Source organism: Brevundimonas sp. M20, from assembly GCF_006547065.1.
Classification (GTDB): Bacteria; Pseudomonadota; Alphaproteobacteria; order Caulobacterales; family Caulobacteraceae; genus Brevundimonas.
This window is the reverse complement of the sequence record NZ_CP041243.1, coordinates 1,437,826-1,454,743: the sequence shown is the minus strand read 5'-3', so window position 1 is coordinate 1,454,743 and position 16,918 is coordinate 1,437,826. Positions and strand designations below refer to the sequence as shown.

The 16,918-nt window shown below is 65.4% G+C and carries 19 protein-coding genes and 1 tRNA gene; 2 read left to right on the top strand and 18 right to left on the bottom strand.

Translation table 11 applies throughout. From position 1 onward, the window contains the following. The 18 genes from FKQ52_RS06940 to FKQ52_RS06855 all read right to left on the bottom strand — a co-directional run bounded on the left by FKQ52_RS06940 (position 1) and on the right by FKQ52_RS06855 (position 14,844). Positions 1–1,476 carry an NADH-quinone oxidoreductase subunit M gene (locus tag FKQ52_RS06940; RefSeq protein ID WP_141628267.1) on the bottom strand — a complete coding sequence of 492 codons (1,476 nt, stop codon included), beginning with the start codon at positions 1,474–1,476 and terminating at the stop codon, positions 1–3. Positions 1,477–1,487: 11 nt separating this feature from the next. Then, complete coding sequence (nuoL, locus tag FKQ52_RS06935; protein WP_141626507.1) at positions 1,488–3,584, bottom strand: NADH-quinone oxidoreductase subunit L; 2,097 nt, start codon at positions 3,582–3,584, stop codon at positions 1,488–1,490. A gap of 2 nt (positions 3,585–3,586) precedes the next feature. Further along, on the bottom strand, positions 3,587–3,895 hold the full coding sequence (nuoK, locus tag FKQ52_RS06930) for an NADH-quinone oxidoreductase subunit NuoK (RefSeq protein WP_141626506.1): 309 nt from the start codon (positions 3,893–3,895) through the stop codon (positions 3,587–3,589). Then, complete coding sequence (locus tag FKQ52_RS06925; protein ID WP_141626505.1) at positions 3,895–4,521, bottom strand: NADH-quinone oxidoreductase subunit J; 627 nt, start codon at positions 4,519–4,521, stop codon at positions 3,895–3,897. Before FKQ52_RS06925 ends, nuoK begins: the two co-directional genes overlap by 1 nt. A gap of 73 nt (positions 4,522–4,594) precedes the next feature. Next, positions 4,595–5,086, bottom strand: coding sequence for an NADH-quinone oxidoreductase subunit NuoI (nuoI, locus tag FKQ52_RS06920; protein WP_141626504.1), 492 nt, complete (start codon positions 5,084–5,086; stop codon positions 4,595–4,597). Then, entirely contained in the window at positions 5,086–5,301 is a 216-nt protein-coding gene (locus FKQ52_RS06915) for a hypothetical protein (RefSeq protein WP_141626503.1), read from the bottom strand. The genes nuoI and FKQ52_RS06915 overlap by 1 nt, the downstream gene beginning before the upstream one ends. Then, positions 5,298–5,525, bottom strand: a complete 228-nt coding sequence (locus FKQ52_RS06910) for a hypothetical protein (RefSeq protein ID WP_141626502.1) — start codon at positions 5,523–5,525, stop codon at positions 5,298–5,300. The genes FKQ52_RS06915 and FKQ52_RS06910 overlap by 4 nt, the downstream gene beginning before the upstream one ends. Further along, positions 5,522–6,598: an NADH-quinone oxidoreductase subunit NuoH gene (gene nuoH, locus FKQ52_RS06905; protein WP_141626501.1), complete on the bottom strand. Its 1,077-nt coding sequence runs from the start codon at positions 6,596–6,598 to the stop codon at positions 5,522–5,524. Before nuoH ends, FKQ52_RS06910 begins: the two co-directional genes overlap by 4 nt. A gap of 6 nt (positions 6,599–6,604) precedes the next feature. Further along, the gene (nuoG, locus tag FKQ52_RS06900; RefSeq protein WP_141626500.1) at positions 6,605–8,650 is read right to left on the bottom strand and encodes an NADH-quinone oxidoreductase subunit NuoG; all 2,046 of its coding nucleotides are present in this window, start codon (positions 8,648–8,650) and stop codon (positions 6,605–6,607) included. A gap of 41 nt (positions 8,651–8,691) precedes the next feature. Then, on the bottom strand, positions 8,692–9,144 hold the full coding sequence (locus FKQ52_RS06895; protein ID WP_141626499.1) for a TM2 domain-containing protein: 453 nt from the start codon (positions 9,142–9,144) through the stop codon (positions 8,692–8,694). A 76-nt stretch (positions 9,145–9,220) separates the two neighbouring features. Next, positions 9,221–9,712: a hypothetical protein gene (locus FKQ52_RS06890; protein ID WP_141626498.1), complete on the bottom strand. Its 492-nt coding sequence runs from the start codon at positions 9,710–9,712 to the stop codon at positions 9,221–9,223. 2 nt (positions 9,713–9,714) lie between these two features. Continuing rightward, positions 9,715–11,028 carry an NADH-quinone oxidoreductase subunit NuoF gene (nuoF, locus tag FKQ52_RS06885; RefSeq protein ID WP_141626497.1) on the bottom strand — a complete coding sequence of 438 codons (1,314 nt, stop codon included), beginning with the start codon at positions 11,026–11,028 and terminating at the stop codon, positions 9,715–9,717. Positions 11,029–11,033: 5 nt separating this feature from the next. Then, positions 11,034–11,303 carry a hypothetical protein gene (locus FKQ52_RS06880; RefSeq protein WP_141626496.1) on the bottom strand — a complete coding sequence of 90 codons (270 nt, stop codon included), beginning with the start codon at positions 11,301–11,303 and terminating at the stop codon, positions 11,034–11,036. After that, positions 11,300–11,962, bottom strand: a complete 663-nt coding sequence (nuoE, locus tag FKQ52_RS06875) for an NADH-quinone oxidoreductase subunit NuoE (protein ID WP_141626495.1) — start codon at positions 11,960–11,962, stop codon at positions 11,300–11,302. Before nuoE ends, FKQ52_RS06880 begins: the two co-directional genes overlap by 4 nt. After that, positions 11,959–13,227, bottom strand: a complete 1,269-nt coding sequence (locus FKQ52_RS06870; RefSeq protein ID WP_141626494.1) for an NADH-quinone oxidoreductase subunit D — start codon at positions 13,225–13,227, stop codon at positions 11,959–11,961. The genes nuoE and FKQ52_RS06870 overlap by 4 nt, the downstream gene beginning before the upstream one ends. Continuing rightward, the gene (locus FKQ52_RS06865) at positions 13,227–13,820 is read right to left on the bottom strand and encodes an NADH-quinone oxidoreductase subunit C (protein WP_240811798.1); all 594 of its coding nucleotides are present in this window, start codon (positions 13,818–13,820) and stop codon (positions 13,227–13,229) included. Before FKQ52_RS06865 ends, FKQ52_RS06870 begins: the two co-directional genes overlap by 1 nt. Positions 13,821–13,843: 23 nt before the next feature. Next, entirely contained in the window at positions 13,844–14,497 is a 654-nt protein-coding gene (locus tag FKQ52_RS06860; RefSeq protein WP_370451048.1) for an NADH-quinone oxidoreductase subunit B family protein, read from the bottom strand. Beyond that, a complete protein-coding gene (locus FKQ52_RS06855) occupies positions 14,467–14,844 on the bottom strand; it encodes an NADH-quinone oxidoreductase subunit A (RefSeq protein WP_141626492.1) in 378 nt (125 codons plus the stop codon). Before FKQ52_RS06855 ends, FKQ52_RS06860 begins: the two co-directional genes overlap by 31 nt. Before the next feature lie 212 nt (positions 14,845–15,056). Between FKQ52_RS06855 and FKQ52_RS06850 the strand changes: the two genes are divergently transcribed. Beyond that, a complete protein-coding gene (locus FKQ52_RS06850) occupies positions 15,057–16,688 on the top strand; it encodes an AbgT family transporter (protein WP_141626491.1) in 1,632 nt (543 codons plus the stop codon). Positions 16,689–16,783: 95 nt separating this feature from the next. Beyond that, positions 16,784–16,860, top strand: a tRNA-Asp gene (locus FKQ52_RS06845). Positions 16,861–16,918 lie beyond the last annotated feature (58 nt).

Below are 16,918 nucleotides of genomic sequence, written 5' to 3'. Positions count from 1 at the left end.
TCAGCCACCGATCGCGAGTTGATAGGCGGACGTCAGGCCGGCGACGGCGGCGTTGGTGTAGTCCAGCACCAGACCGGGCTGCACGCCCAACCACAGGGTGCCGAGGATCAGCGGGACGAAGATCAGCAGCTCGCGCTTGTCGATGTCCGAGATGGTCTTCAGCGCCGGGTTGGTGATCTCGCCGAACATGACGTTGCGGTACAGCGTCAGGGCATAGACCGCCGAGAAGATCACGCCCGAGGCCGCGACGAACGCCGTCCAGGTCGACACCTGATAGACGCCGGTCATGGTCAGGATTTCGCCGATGAAGCCCGAGGTGCCCGGCAGGCCGACGTTGGCCATGGTGAACATCAGGAAGATGGCGGCGAACCACGGCATGCGGCTCGTCAGACCGCCGTAGAAGGCGATCTCGCGGGTGTGCATCCGGTCATAGACCACGCCGACGCAGAGGAAGAGCGCGCCCGAGATCAGGCCGTGGCTCAGCATCTGGAAGATCGCGCCCTGCACGCCCTGATCGTTGCCGGCGAAGATGCCCATGGTCACGAAGCCCATGTGCGCGACAGACGAATAGGCGATCAGCTTCTTGATGTCGGTCTGACGGAAGGCGACCAGCGAGGTGTAGACGATGGCGATGGCCGACAGGGTCCACACCAGCGGCGCGAACATCTGCGACGCCAGCGGGAACATCGGAAGGTTGAACAGGATGAAGCCGTAGCCGCCGAGCTTCAGCAGGATGCCGGCCAGAATGACCGACCCCGCCGTCGGCGCCTGAACGTGGGCGTCCGGAAGCCAGGTATGCACCGGCCACATCGGCATCTTCACCGCGAACGAGGCGAAGAAGGCGAACCACAGCAAGGGCTGGGCGGCGGGCGAGAAGGCGAACTCCTTCAGCTCCGGGATGCTGGTGGTGCCGGCGGTATGCGCCATCCACAGCATGGCCAGCAGCATCAGGACCGATCCCAGCAAGGTGTACAGGAAGAATTTGTACGCCGCGTAGATGCGGTTCTGGCCGCCCCACACCCCGATGATGATGAACATCGGGACCAGGGTGCCTTCGAAGAAGATGTAGAACAGGAAGATGTCGAGCGAGGTGAAGACGCCGATGACCAGCGTCTCCAGCACCAGGAAGGCGATCATGTAGTCGCCGACGCGGTCCTTGATCGAGTTCCAGCTGGCCAGAATACAGATCGGCAGCAGGAAGGCGGTCAGCAGGACGAACAGGATCGAAATCCCGTCCACGCCCAGATGATAGCTCGCGCCGCTGAACCAGCTGATCTTCTCGACGAACTGATAGGCCGCGCTCGACGCGTCGAAATTGGCCACCAGCACGACCGACACGGCCAGGGTCGCCAGGGTCGTGCCCAGGGCGATCCAGCGCGCGGCGCTGTCCGAGCCCTTGCCGCCCAGACGGGTCAGCAGCAGCAGGGCCGCGCCCACCAGAGGAAGGAAGGTGACGACGCTCAGGATGAAGGGGATCTGGGGCAAGATCAGGCTCCCCACCAATAGATGGCGAAGGCGAGGAAGCCGGCCAGGCCGAGCAGCATCACGAACGCATAGAAGTAGACATAACCGGACTGGAAGCGGGCCAGTCCGCCGGCGAATTTACGGGACAACCAGGCGAAGCCGTTCGGCCCTCCCCCGTCGATGATCTTCACGTCGCCGACCTTCCAGAACAGGTCGCCCAGCGCCTTGGCGCCCTTGACGAACACGAACTGGTACAGCTCGTCGAAGTACCACTTGTTGACCAGGAAGGCGTGCACCGGGCTGCCGCGATCGGCCATCCGGCGGGCCATGCCCTCCTTCAGGACGTAGAGCCAGAAGGCGGCGAAGGTGCCGATCAGGGTCATCACCAGCGGCGACCACTTCACCCAGGTCGGGACGTTGTGCGCCTCATGAAGGACGTGGTTGTGCGGGCCCGAGAAGATGGCGGCCTTCCAGAACTCGCCTTCGTGGTGCCCGATGAAGAAGGGCGCGAAGACCAGACCGGCGAAGATGGCGCCGACCGACAGGACCAGCAGCGGGACCAGCATCACCGGCGGGCTCTCGTGCGGCTTCAGCGGACCATGGTGGCCATGATCGTCGTGCGCGTGATCGTCATGCGCGTCCGCCAGCGGCTCGTCATGGGTCTCGATCTGGGCGTGCGACGCATGATCGTCGTGCGCATGCGCATGATCATCGTGATGCTCGTCCTTCCACACAGGCTTGTTGTGGAAGGTCATGAACACCAGACGCCACGAGTAGTAGGCGGTCAGACCGGCGGCGATGATGCCGATGAAGAAGGCGAACAGGCCGATCGGCGAGTGGCCCGAGGCCGCGGCGGCGAAGGCGCTCTCGATGATCGCGTCTTTCGAATAGAAGCCCGCCAGACCGCCGATGCCGGGGATGCCCAGACCGGTGATGGCGATGGTGCCGATGGTCATGACCGCATAGGTCACGGGCAACAGCTTCCACAGCCCCCCCATCTTCCGCATGTCCTGCTCGTGGTGCATGCCGTGGATCACCGAACCGGCGCCCAGGAACAGCAGGGCCTTGAAGAAGGCGTGCGTGAACAGGTGGAACATGGCCGCCTCATAGGCGCCCACGCCGGCGGCGAAGAACATGTAGCCGAGCTGCGAACAGGTCGAATAGGCGATGACCCGCTTGATGTCGTTCTGGGCCAGCCCGACCGTCGCGGCGAACAGGGCCGTGACCGCGCCGATGGTGGCGACGATTGAGGCGGCGCCCGGCGCGTACTCGAACAGCGGCGACAGCAGGCAGACCATATAGACGCCGGCGGTCACCATGGTGGCCGCGTGGATCAGGGCCGACACCGGGGTCGGGCCTTCCATCGCGTCCGGCAGCCAGGTGTGCAGGAAGAACTGCGCCGACTTGCCCATCGCGCCGATGAACAGGAGGAAGGCGGCCAGATCGAGCGCCGACCAGGTGTGGCCCAAGAACTCCCAGCCCGTGTTCGCCCTGGCGGCGATCATCGGGAACAGCTCGGCGAACTGGATCGTGCCGAACATCCAGAAGACGGTGAAGATGCCCAGGGCGAAGCCGAAGTCGCCGACGCGGTTGACCACGAAGGCCTTGATGGCGGCGGCGCTGGCCGAGGGCTTCTTGTACCAGAAGCCGATCAGCAGATAGGAGGCCAGACCCACGCCTTCCCAGCCGAAGAACAGCTGCATGAAGTCGGCGGCGGTCACCAGCGCCAGCATGGCGAAGGTGAAAAGCGACAGGTAGGCGAAGAACCGCGGCTTGTCCGGATCCTCGGCCATATAGCCCCAGGAATAAAGGTGAACCAGCGACGAGACGCTGGTCACGACCACCAGCATGGTGGCCGACAGGGCGTCGATCCGGATCGACCAGTTCGACACGAAGTCGCCGACGTGGATGAACGGCGCCAGCGTGATGGTGAAGGGCTCGAGATGCCCCCACGTCCACTGACCGAAGACCGTCCAGGAGACGGCGCAGGCGAAGAACAGCAGGCCCGTGGTGATGGACTGCGACAGGACATTGCCCAGTCGACGGCCTGACAGGCCGACGATGGTCGCGCCCAGCAGCGGCGCGAAGATCCCGAGAGTGACGAGGAGCTGGAGGTTCACGATCAGCCCTTCATGACCGAGGCGTCGTCCACGGCGATGTCGCCGCGGTTACGGAAGAAGGTCACCAGAATAGCCAGACCCACGGCGGCCTCGGCGGCCGCGACGGTGAGCACGAACATGGCCATGATCTGCCCCGACACGTCGTTGAGGTAGGTCGAGAAGGCGACGAAATTGATGTTCACGGCCAGCAGGATCAGCTCGACCGACATCAGGATGATGATGACGTTCTTGCGGTTCACGAAGATGCCGAACACCCCGATGGTGAACAGGATGGCGGCGACCGCCAGATAGTGCTGCAGGGTGACGACCATCAGACCAGGTCCTCCGGGTTGACGCCCGCGCCGGTGGCGACCGACTTCACTTCCAGCGCCTTCTTGGCGTCGCGCGCGACCTGATCGGCGACGTTCTGGCGTTTGACGTGGGGCTTGTGACGCAGGGTCAGGACGATGGCGCCGATCATCGCGATCAGCAGCACGATGCCCGCCGCCTGGAAGAAGTAGACGTAGTCCGTGTAGAGCACCCGACCAATGGTCTCGACGTTCGAGGCGTCTGCGGTCGAGGCCACCGGGACCGTCTTGTCGGCGGCCGCGCCGCCGACGACGGTGGCCAGGGCGATCATGACCATCTCGGCCAGCAGGATGCCCGCCACGATCACCGCCAGCGGCATATACCGCGCGAACCCTTCGCGCAGCCGCAGGAAGTCGACGTCCAGCATCATCACCACGAACAGGAACAGCACCGCGACCGCGCCGACGTAGACGACGATCAGCAGCATGGCGAGGAACTCCGCGCCGAGCAGGACGAACAGACCCGCCGCCGTGAAGAACGTCAGGATCAGGAAAAGAACGCTGTGCACCGGGTTCTTCGCGGTGACGACCAGAAGGGCGCTCACCACGGCAACCGCCGCCAGCACATAGAAGGCTATGCCTTGCAACATCGGAGGCCTCGGCCCCTTTCGGTTATGGGCGGCGACCCCGTTCGGAATCGCCTCCCCGTTTCGCGTCTGCGCCTTAACGGTAAGGCGCGTCGAGTTCCAGATTCTTGGCGATCAGCCGTTCCCAACGATCCCCGTTCGAGAGCAGCCGGTCCTTGTCGTACAGCAGTTCCTCGCGCGTCTCGGTCGTGAACTCCGAGTTCGGACCTTCGACGATCGCGTCTACCGGGCAGGCCTCCTGGCACAGGCCGCAGTAGATGCATTTGACCATGTCGATGTCGTAGCGGGTCGTGCGGCGGCTGCCGTCGGCGCGCGGTTCGGCCTCGATGGTGATGGCTTGCGCCGGACAGATGGCCTCGCACAGCTTGCAGGCGATGCAGCGTTCCTCGCCGTTCGCATAGCGGCGCAGCGCGTGCTCACCGCGGAAGCGCGGCGACTGCGGGTTCCGCTCGAACGGATAGTTCACCGTCATCTTCGGACGGGCCATGTATTTCAGCGACAGGCCGAGCGCGCCGACGACGTCGATCAGCAACGCCCCCTTCGCAGCCTGGACGAGACGGTTCAGCATTATTGCGCGCCTCCGGTACGCGGGCACTCGCGGGCGTAACGCTCGCTCTGTTTATCCATCGCCTCGCAACGCTGAAGGCGCTCGGCCTCCTGACGCTCGATGCGTTCCTGCCGCTGCTGCCACTGATAGGGCGACACCGGCATGGGTTCGTAGGGTTCCCCGGCGCAGGCGCCGAGGGTGACAGCCGCGAGGGCGATCAGGGTCACGCGGATCATCGGTCCCTCCTCACCACGCGATCACAGCCGTCCGGCTGATCATCGCGTTCGCTGCGGTCATCCCGACAGGCCGGGTGGTTGCGGTCATTGCGGTCGCGCGCGCGCTCGGCCCGGTCCATGTCGCCCATGGGCGAGCCGACTTCCGGCGTGATCGGCCGGAAGGTGCAGCCGCCGACGACCGAAGCCGTCAGCATCAGGCCGGAAAGGGCGAGCGCGCGGATCATCCGCCCCACCCGTAAACACGCGAGGCCACCAGCCAGCCCGAGGTGACGATGACCGCCAGCAGCGAGGTCGGCAGGAAGATCTTCCAACCCAGACGCATCAGCTGGTCATAGCGGTAGCGGGGCACGAAGCCCTTCACGAGCGCGAACATGATGAACCAGAAGACGATCTTCACGAAGAAGGTCAGCAGGTAGATCGAGTACTCGATCCACGCCGGCAGGCTGTCGAGCCACGCCTGCGGCAGGCCGGGGTTCCAGCCGCCGAAGAACAGGATCGAGATCATCGCGCACATGAAGACGATGTTCACGTACTCGCCCATCATGAAGAGCAGGTACGGGGTCGAGCTGTACTCCACCTGATAACCGGCCACGAGTTCCGACTCGGCTTCCGGCAAGTCGAACGGCGGGCGGTTGGTCTCGGCCAGCGCCGAGATGAAGAAGACGATCATCATCGGGAACAGCACGATGACGGTAGGCCAGGTCCCGGCGCCGCCGCCGAACACGAACCAGTTCCAGATGGCGCCCTGCTGGGCGTCGACGATCCCCGACAGGTTCATCGTCCCGGCCAGCAGGATCACATTGATGATCACCAGACCGATGGACACTTCATACGACACCATCTGCGCCGCCGAACGCAGCGCGCCCAGGAACGGGTACTTCGAGTTCGAAGCCCAGCCGCCCATGATGATGCCGTAGACGCCCAGTGAGCTGATCGCGAGCACGTACAGGATGCCGATGTTCAGGTCCGAAATGACCCAGCCCGGCGCGAACGGAATGACCGCCCAGACCATGAAGGCCGTGATCACCGTGATGATCGGCGCCAGCAGGAAGATCGACTTGTCGGCGCCCGCCGGGACGACGATCTCCTTCAGCACGAATTTGATCATGTCCGCGAAGGACTGAAGCAGGCCGAAGGGACCGACGACGTTCGGGCCCTTGCGCATCTGGATGGCGGCCCAGACCTTGCGGTCGGCCAGCAGCAGGAAGGCGACGGCCACCAGCACGCCGACCGTGACGAGCAGGATCGCGCCGATGGTGGCGAGCGTCCAGCCGAGAGGAGTGGTCCAGAAGTCCATAGAGCCTTACTCCGCCGCCATCGCGACCGGGGCGATCCGCTGGGCGGACAGCTCGGCCATGGTCACGCTGGCGCGCGTGATCGGATTGTTCAGATAGGGGTCGCGCACCAGCGAGGCGAAGGCGACGTCGCCCAGATCGCCCTTCCTGCCCAGCGACGCCACGTCGAACGACGCGGGGGTCGGCAGGTAGTCGATGCGGCCGAAGGTCGGGTGATCCGCCATCAGCTTCGAACGCAGGGCGTCCAGGGTATCGTAAGGCAGCGTCTGCCCGACCAGGGCCGACAGGGCGCGCAGGATGGCCCAGTCCTCCTTGGCCTGTCGCTTCGGGAAGACGACGCGTTCCGCCATCTGCACCCGGCCCTCGGTGTTCACATACAGGCCCGACTTCTCGGTATAGGCCGAGCCCGGCAGGATCACGTCCGCGCCGTGCGCGCCGCGGTCGCCGTGCGAACCCAGATAGACGCGGAAGGCGTCAGAGCCGCCCAGTTCGATCTCATCGGCGCCCAGCAGGAACAGCACGTCCAGCGCGCCCGGCTTGATCATGTCGAAGACGGACTTGCCGCCCTCGCCCGGGACGAAGCCCATGTCCAGACCGGCCACGCGCGACGCGGCCGTGTGCAGGACGTTGAAGCCGTTCCAGCCTTCGGTGACCACGCCGACCTTCCTGGCCAGCGCGCCCAGGGCGTTCAGCACGGCCGGGCCGGTCTCGCCGGTCAGGGCGCCCGAACCGACGATGATCGCCGGACGCTCGGCCTTGGTCAGGAAGTCGACGGCCGCCTTCGGCAGCTTGGCCAGCGTCTTCGATCCGGCGCCCAGCCAGTTGTAGTCGAACGTCAGGGCCGCCTGTTCGCCGATCAGACCGATCTCGGTCTTGCCGGCCAGCCAAGCCTTGCGCAGGCGGGCGTTCAGCAGCGGAGCCTCGGTGCGCGGATTGGCGCCGACGATCAGGATCGCGTCAGCGTTTTCAATACCTTGCAGGCCGCTGTTGAACAGCCAGCCTTCACGCGGACCGTAGCCCAGCGCGGCGCCGTCCTGACGGCAGTCGGTGTTGGCCGAACCCAGCGCGCGGAACAGGTCCAGCGCCGCCTTCATCGATTCCGCATCCTGCAGGTCGCCGGCGACCACGCCGATGCGGTCCGCCGACGCCGCGTTCAGCTTGGCGGCCACGACGCCCAGGGCCTCGTCCCACGAGGCGGCGCGCAGACGGCCGTTCTCACGGACATACGGGCGGTCCAGACGCTGGCGTTGCAGACCGTCGACGGCATAGCGGCTGACGTCCGACAGCCACTCCTCATTGATGCCTTCGTTCACGCGCGGCAGCACGCGCATCACTTCCGAGCCCTTGAAGTCGGCGCGGATGTTCGAACCCAGCGCGTCCATGACGTCGATGGTCTCGGTCTTCTTCAGCTCCCACGGACGGTAGTGGTACTGCCACGGGCGGTGCGTCAGGGCGCCCACCGGGCACAGGTCGTTGACGTTGCCCGACAGCTCGCTGTCGATGTTCTTTTCCAGATAGGTGGTGATCTCGGCGTCCTCGCCGCGCGAGATCATGCCGATGTCGGGAACACCCGCCACCTCGGTGATGAAGCGGACACAACGGGTGCACTGGATGCACCGCGTCATGAAGGTCTTCACCGTCGGCCCCATGTTCTTTTCTTCGACCGCGCGCTTGTTCTCGGCATAGCGCGAGCCGTCACGGCCATAGCCGACAGCCTGGTCCTGCAGGTCGCACTCGCCGCCCTGATCGCAGATCGGGCAGTCCAGCGGGTGGTTGATGAGCAGGAACTCCATCACCCCTTCGCGGGCCTTCCTCACCATCGGCGTGTCGGTGAAGATTTCCTGGCCCTCGGCGGCCGGGAGCGCGCACGAAGCTTGCGGCTTCGGCGGTCCCGGCTTCACCTCGACAAGGCACATCCGGCAGTTGCCGGCGATGGACAGGCGCTCGTGATAGCAGAAGCGCGGGATCTCATGCCCGGCGCGCTCGGCGACCTGGAGCACGGTCATACCGGGCTCGAACTCGGTCTCTACGCCGTTGACTTTCGCGATGGGCATTACCCGCGACCTCTGCGTTTCTTGTACTTGAGCGGACCGGATCAGAACCAGGACTTGTTGCCGACGACGTAGTCGCGGTGGAAGTCCTCGTCCGACTTGATCAGGTAGATGATGAATTCGACGAAGGCGATGACGGCATTGATCAGGCCCGGCAGGATAAGCAGCCAGCCGACCGTGCCGCACACCAGCATGATGATGCCGGCGGTGGTCTTGCCGAGATAGAATTTGTGAACACCCAGCGTGCCCAGGAAGAAGGCCAGCAGGGCGGCGACGATCTTGTTTTTGTCGCTGCTCGACGCGACGCGTTGGGTCGAGGTCACATAGATGTTGGTGGCCACGCCGTCAGCGACCTCGAAGTCCACGTCCGAACCGGCCAGCGACGCGCCCGGCTCGCCCATCAGGCCGCCGCGCGTGAAGGTGTAACGACCGCCGTCGTCGCCGCTGATCAGGCCCGAGCCGGTGTATTCGTCAAAGTTCAGAATCTTGCCGCGCATAGTCAAACTCCCCAGTTGAACAAGCTACGGACCGGCGATGTCGCCAGTCCCCCCGAAAACGCTTTCGCCACGGTCATTAAGAACGCCCCGCGGCCAGTTCGACCGTCTGCGAGGCGGAGGTTCCGTCCGGCAGGGTCGTATTGATGGTGATGGCGTCGCCGTCCAGCACGAAGCGGGACACCGGGTCGCCGGACTGGTTCATCCAGCGATTGGACTCCACCGTCGGCGCATCGACCGGCTTCCACACGACGATGTCCCCGTCCACGCGGCACTGGCCCCGACGGCGTCCACCGTCGACCGGAGCGCGCCAGGACAGGTTCACCACCTCGCCCTCAAGCCCGTCGACCTCCATGGCCGAAACGTCCTGACCGTGGATCGCCGCCAGACCGGCGCGGCAGACGCGGCGCAGATCGGCGGCGTTCAGGGCGACAGGCGCGCTGACCTGCGCGTCAGAGACCGGAGCCTCGGCCGAGACCTTGTCCGCCGGGGTCGAGGCAGGCGCGTCCGTCCGCTCGCCGCAGGCGGCGAGGGTCAGAAGGGCCAGCATCGAAACGGCGGTCAGGCGCATCGTTACTCCGCGGCGATCGCATGGCCGGCGAAGTTCGCGCGGCGGCTGCGGTAGGTGGAGATGCGGTCCTCGATCTCATGGCGGAAGTGACGGATCAGGCCCTGAACCGGCCAGGCCGCCGCGTCGCCCAGGGCGCAGATCGTATGACCTTCGATCTGGGTCGAGACTTCCAGCAGCATGTCGATTTCGGACGGATCAGCCTCGCCGACCGCCATCCGCTCCAGCACGCGCCACATCCAGCCGGTGCCTTCGCGGCACGGCGTGCACTGGCCGCAGCTCTCGTGCTTGAAGAAGTAACTGATGCGGGCGATCGCCTTCACGATGTCCGTGGACTCGTCCATCACCGTGACGCCCGCGGTGCCCAGCGACGAGCGCAGCTCGCGCATCGAGTCGAAGTCCATCAGGGCGACTTCGGCCTGCTCACGGGTGATCACCGGGCAGGACGCGCCGCCGGGGATGATGGCTTTCAGATTACCCCAGCCGCCGCGAACGCCGCCACCGTGATCCTCGATCAGCTGACGCAGCGGGATCGACATGGCCTCTTCGACCACGCAGGGCGTGTTGATGTGTCCGGCCAGCGACATCAGCTTGGTGCCGGTGTTGTTCGGGCGACCGAAGCTGGCGAACCAGTCCGCGCCCCGGCGCAGGATGGTGCCGACCACGGCGATGGACTCGACGTTGTTCACGGTCGTCGGGCAGCCATACAGACCGGCGCCCGCCGGGAACGGCGGCTTCAGGCGCGGCTGGCCCTTCTTGCCTTCCAGCGACTCCAGCAGGGCGGTCTCTTCGCCGCAGATGTACGCGCCGGCGCCGTGGTGGATGTAGACGTCGAAGTCCCAGCCATGGACGTTGTCCTTGCCGATCAGCTTGGCCTCATAGGCCTGCTTGACCGCGGCTTCCATGCGCTCGCGCTCCAGCACGTACTCGCCGCGCAGGTAGATGTAGCAGGCGTGGGCCTGCATCGCGAAGCTGGCGATCAGACAGCCTTCGATCAGCAGCTGCGGATCGTGGCGCATGATCTCGCGATCCTTGCAGGTCGCGGGTTCGGACTCGTCGGCGTTGACGACCAGGTAGTGAGGACGATCCTTCACTTCCTTGGGCATGAACGACCACTTCAGGCCGGTCGAGAAGCCGGCGCCGCCGCGTCCACGCAGGCCCGAGTTCTTGACGTTGGTGATGATCCAGTCCCGACCGAGGTCGAGCATGTCCTTCGTCGCGTTCCACGCGCCGCGCTTCTTCGCGCCCTCAAGGCCCCAGTCCTGGAGACCATAGAGGTTGGTGAAGATGCGATCCTTGTCTTCGAGGATACCGACCATGGTTCCTAGAGTCCTTCCGCCAGACGGCGCTTGTGGTAGCGGGTACGCAGGTAGGTCGCGGCCAGGAACAGCACCCAGCCCGCGGCGACGAAGCCGTAGGCGACCAGCATCAGCGGCTGGATCGCCGGCAGGGCCTCATAGCGCGTGGCGATGACATAGCCGGCGCCGAGCAGGATCAGCACCAGACCGCCCAGACGCAGCGGACGACCCACGGCCTTGACCTCGGCGCGATAGGCCGCGCGGCCCTCTTCGGTGTCGAGGTCAGGCAGGCTCATGCCGTCACCGGCTTGCTGTTCGGCAGCGACTTGATCGGCTTGGCGGCCGAACCGTCATACAGCTTCGGATCGGTCAGCGTGCGCGCGCCGCCCTCGGGCTCCGAGGTGTGACGGCCGACGCGCGAGCCCGGCTTCGGCGTCTTGCCGGCGGCGAAGTCGTCGATGATCTGGGCCATGTTTTCCGGCGTCAGGTCTTCGAAGTAGTAGTCGTTGATCGCGGCCATCGGGGCATTGGCGCAGGCGCCCATGCACTCGACCTCTTCCCAGGTGAAGCGACCATCGGCGCTCAGCGTCTGCTTCGGCCCGATCTTCTTCTTGCAGACGTCCATCAGATCATTGGCGCCGCGCAGCATGCACGGCGTCGTGCCGCACACCTGGATCAGGGCCGCCGAGCCGACCGGCTGCAGCATGAACATGGTGTAGAAGGTCGCGACCTCCAGCACCCGGATGAAGGGCATGCCCAGCAGTTCGGCTACGGCGCGGATGGCGGGTTCCGAGACCCAGCCTTCCTGCTTCTGGACCAGCCAGAGCACCGGGATCACCGCCGACTGGCGACGGTTCTCGGGATACTTCTTGATCCACCATTCAGCCTTGGCCTTCGTCGCCTTCGAGAAGGCGAAAGAGTCAGGCTGTTCCTTGGCGAGACGACGAACGCTCATCGGTCCACTTCTCCGAAAACGATGTCGAGCGAGCCCAGGATGGCCGAGACGTCAGCCAGCTGGTGGTTGCGGTTCATCCAGTCCATCGCCTGCAGGTGACGGAAGCCGGGCGCCGAGATCTTCACCCGGTACGGTTTGTTCGTACCGTCCGACACCAGATAGATGCCGAACTCGCCCTTCGGCGCCTCGACGGCGGCGTAGGCTTCGCCTTCCGGCGTCCGGAAGCCCTCGGTGTAGAGCTTGAAGTGGTGGATCAGCGCTTCCATCGAGCGCTTCATCTCACCGCGGCGCGGCGGGACAATCTTGTTGTCCTCCAGCATGACCGGCTCGCCGGGGCAGTTGCGCAGCTTGTGGATGCACTGCTCCATGATCCGCACCGACTGCTTCATCTCCTCGACGCGGCAGAGGTAGCGGTCCCAGCAGTCGCCGTTCTTGCCGACGGCGATGTCGAACTCGAGTTCCGCATAGCACTCATACGGCTGGGCCTTGCGCAGGTCCCACGGAATGTCCGAGCCGCGCAGCATCACGCCGGTGAAGCCCCAGTCCAGGGCCTGCTGCTTGGACACCACGCCGATGTCGACGTTGCGCTGTTTGAAGATGCGGTTCTCGGTGACGAGGCTCTCGATGTCCTTCAGGGCCGCCGGGAACTCGGCGCACCAGCGCCCGATGTCGTCGATCAGGGCGTTGGGCAGGTCCTGATGGACCCCGCCCGGACGGAAGTAGTTGGCGTGCAGACGGGCGCCGCAGGCGCGCTCGTAGAACACCATCAGCTTCTCGCGCTCTTCATGGCCCCACAGCGGAGGCGTCAGGGCGCCGACGTCCATGGCCTGCATGGTCGCGTTCAGCAGGTGGTTCCCGATCCGGCCGATCTCCGAATACAGCACGCGGATCAGCTGTGCCCGGTAAGGCACCTCGATGCCCAGCAGCTTCTCGATGGCCATGCAGAATGCATGTTCCTGGTTCATCGGCGCGACGTAGTCGAGGCGATCCAGATACGGCACGTTCTGAAGATAGGTCCGCGCCTCCATCAGCTTTTCGGTGCCGCGGTGCAGCAGACCGATGTGCGGATCGACACGGGTGACGATTTCGCCGTCCAGCTCCAGCACCAGACGCAGCACGCCGTGCGCGGCCGGGTGTTGCGGGCCGAAATTGATCGTGAACTTGCGGTCGTCCATCTCGCGGGCGTGCGCGGTCCGGCCGTCTTCCATGTCGTCGAAGACGTCGGTGGCGCCGATCGGAGCCGGAATGCTCGAACCTTCGGCCATCACTTCACCTTCTCGTCGCCCGGCAGGACCGGGGCGGGATACTCAGCGCCTTCCCAGGGCGACAGGAAGTCGAACTGGCGGAACTCCTGGGTCAGCTTGACGGGTTCGTAGATGACCCGCTTCTGCTCCTCGTCGTACCGCACCTCGACATAACCCGTCATCGGGAAGTCCTTGCGCAGCGGATGCCCCTGGAAACCGTAGTCGGTCAGGATGCGACGCAGGTCCGGGTGGCCCGAGAACAGCATGCCGTACATGTCGAACGCCTCGCGCTCGAACCAGTCGGCGTTCGGATAGACCGACACGGCGCTCGGCACCGGCTGGACCTCGTCCGTGGTCACCTTGACCCGCACGCGCGCGTTCCGCGTCAGCGACAGCAGGTGATAGACCACCTCGAACCGCTCCACGCGATCCGGGAAGTCCACGCCGCACAGGTCGATCAGCTGCTGGAAGCCGAAACGCTCCTTCAGCACCGACAGCACCTCGGCGATCTTCTCGCGCTCGGCCACCAGCGTCAGTTCGCCGAACGCCAGCTGCGCCTGCACGCCAAGCTCGGCCACCATCTCCGCGCCCAGCGGCGTCAGGGCGGCTTCCAGCGCCTGTTGCTTCACCAGAGAGGTCATCGTTCGATGGTCCCCGTGCGACGGATCTTCTTCTGCAGTTGCAGCAGACCGTACAGCAGCGCCTCCGCCGTCGGCGGGCACCCGGGCACATAGACGTCCACCGGAACCACCCGGTCACATCCGCGAACCACGCTGTAGCTGTAGTGATAATAGCCGCCGCCGTTCGCGCAGCTGCCCATCGACACCACGTACCGCGGGTCGGGCATCTGGTCGTAAACCTTGCGCAGGGCCGGAGCCATCTTGTTGGTCAGGGTGCCGGCGACGATCATCAGATCCGACTGACGCGGGCTGGCGCGCGGGGCCATGCCGAAGCGCTCGACGTCGAAGCGCGGCATCGACATCTGGATCATCTCGACGGCGCAGCAGGCCAGACCGAACGTCATCCACATCAGCGAGCCGGTACGGGCCCACTGGATCACGTCGTCCAGCGAGGTCGTCAGGAAGCCGCGCTCACCCAGTTCGGTGTTCACCGCCTCGAAGAATTTGTCGTGGATCGCGGGATCATAGCCCTCGACCATCGAACGGGCGCCCAGACCATAGGCGACGGGCGACGACGCGCCCGGGCCCACCGGCGACGCGCCGGAGTTGCCCATGCCGATCAGCGGCACGTTGTTGGTGGTCACTCCCATTCGAGCGCGCCCTTCTTCCATTCGTAGATGAAGCCGACGGTCAGAACGCCGAGGAAGACCATCATCGACCAGAAGGCGAACACCATGCCCGCTTGCGAAAGGTCGAACATCGACACCGCCCACGGGAACAGGAAGGCCACTTCAAGATCGAAGATGATGAAGAGGATCGACACCAGATAGAACCGCACGTCGAACTTCATGCGCGCGTCGTCGAACGCGTTGAACCCGCACTCGTAAGCTGAAAGCTTCTCCGAGTCGGGGTTCGTGGGCGCCATGATCCAGGCGGCCAGCATGAAGACGAGACCGATCACCGCCGCGATCCCGAGAAAGATCACGATCGGCAGATATTCGAGAAGGAATGCATTCATCCGTAGGGACCTCGTCCGCCACAGAGGGAGGGGCGGATTCGGCGCTTTCTAGACCCGGATCGCCCGAGGTTCAAACCCATGCTGTGAAAGGATTTTCTTGAGAATGGTTCGCAGCTTCGCGGACAGTTGGTCGCACGTCGTTCCCCTTGCGCCGACAGCCCCCGTCGCGTCCCCTCGCGCCACGTAAACTTCAACGTCGAGGGGAGAGGCGAATGGCCATTGGCGCGCGGGTTCTGAACACCGTGGAGAAGATCGGGAATCGCCTTCCCGACCCCGTCTTCCTGTTCCTCTGGCTGATCCTCGGCCTGATCGTTCTCAGCCTGATCGGCTCCGGCCTCGGCTGGTCGGCGGTCAATCCGGTCACCGGCGACACCCTCGCGGCCCAGAGCCTGCTCTCCGCCGAGAATCTCGAACGGTTGATCATAGGCATGCCCAAGACCCTGGCGGAGTTTCCGCCGCTGGGGATCGTGATCACCATCATCTACGGCGCCTCGGTCGCCGAGCGGTCCGGACTGTTCGCCACCGCCATTCGCGGCGCCCTGCTGAATGCGCCGAAGATGATCCTGACCCCCGTGGTCGTGATCGTGGGCATGATGTCCCACCACGCCTCGGACGCCTCCTATGTGGTCGTCATTCCCCTCGCCGCCGTCATCTTCGCCGCCGCGGGCCGCCACCCCCTCGCCGGTCTGGCCGCAGGCTTCGCCGCCGTCTCGGGTGGTTATGCGGGCAATCTCTTCCCCGGCGCCTCGGACGCCCTGATTCTGGGCATCACCGAGCCCGCCGCGCGCCTGATCGACCCGTCCTATTCGGTGAACATCGCCGGCAACTGGTTCTTCATCGTCGGCGTCGTGGTCGTCTTCACCCCCATCGTCTGGTTCCTGACAGACCGGATCATCGAGCCGCGTCTCGGCCAGTGGACACCCGCCTCGGCCAGGGACGCCCCGGCCGCTGACGAGAAGACGCCCCTCACCGCCCCCGAGAAGCGCGGACTGGCCTGGGCCGGTCTCGCCGTCCTGGGCATGATCGCCCTGTGGACCCTCGTCACCTTCCTTCCGGGCTCCCCCTTCGTCGATCTCGAGGCCGAGCCGGGGCAGGAGTACAATCCCCTCTATCGCTCGCTGGTCGCCTTCTTCGCCATCACCTTCTTCGTCGCGGGCGGCGCCTTCGGCGCGGGCGCGGGCTCGGTGAAGTCGCACCGCGACATGGTGCGCATGATGGTCGAGGGCCTGTCTCAGCTGGCGCCCTATATCGTGCTGGCCTTCTTCGCCGCCCACTTCGTCGCGATGTTCAACTGGTCGGGTCTGGGACCGATCCTGGCGGTCAACGCGGCGGCGGGCCTGCAGGACATCGCCCTGCCCACCCCTCTGCTGCTGATCACCGTCGTTCTGGTCTCCTGCTTCTTCGACCTGTTCATCGGCTCGGCCTCGGCCAAGTGGTCGGCGCTGGCCCCCATCGTGGTGCCGATGTTCATGCTGCTGGGAATCAGCCCGGAGATGACGACCGCCGCCTACCGGATGGGCGATTCCGTCACCAACATCGCCACGCCCCTGATGAGCTACTTCCCGCTCATCCTGACCTTCGCCCAGCGCTGGGATCCCAGATTCGGCCTCGGCTCCCTGATGTCGACCATGCTGCCCTACGCGGGGGCCTTCCTCGTCGCGGGCCTGCTGATGGTGGCCGCCTGGGTGGCGCTGGACCTGCCGCTGGGGCCGGGCGTCGGCGTGCATTACGAGCCGCCCCCGCCCGCCGTGGCGATCCAGACCCCGGCGGAGGGCGGTCTGACGGGTCCGTCGGCCCCGCCGGAGGCCGCCGCCGTCGCCGGTCCGGGAGTGGAAAAACGCTGATCCGAATTTTTCCGCGAACGACCTGTTGACGTGTCCGGCGAGCCCGCCTAAACGACGCCCCTCGCCGCGGCGCACCAGCGCTTCGGCCGGGAAACGCGGGTGTAGCTCAGTTGGTTAGAGTGCCGGCCTGTCACGCCGGAGGTCGCGGGTTCGAGCCCCGTCACTCGCGCCACTTTTTCCTCATATAGATCAGGAAGAAGTGGCGCGCCCGCCCACCCAGGCGAGTAGCC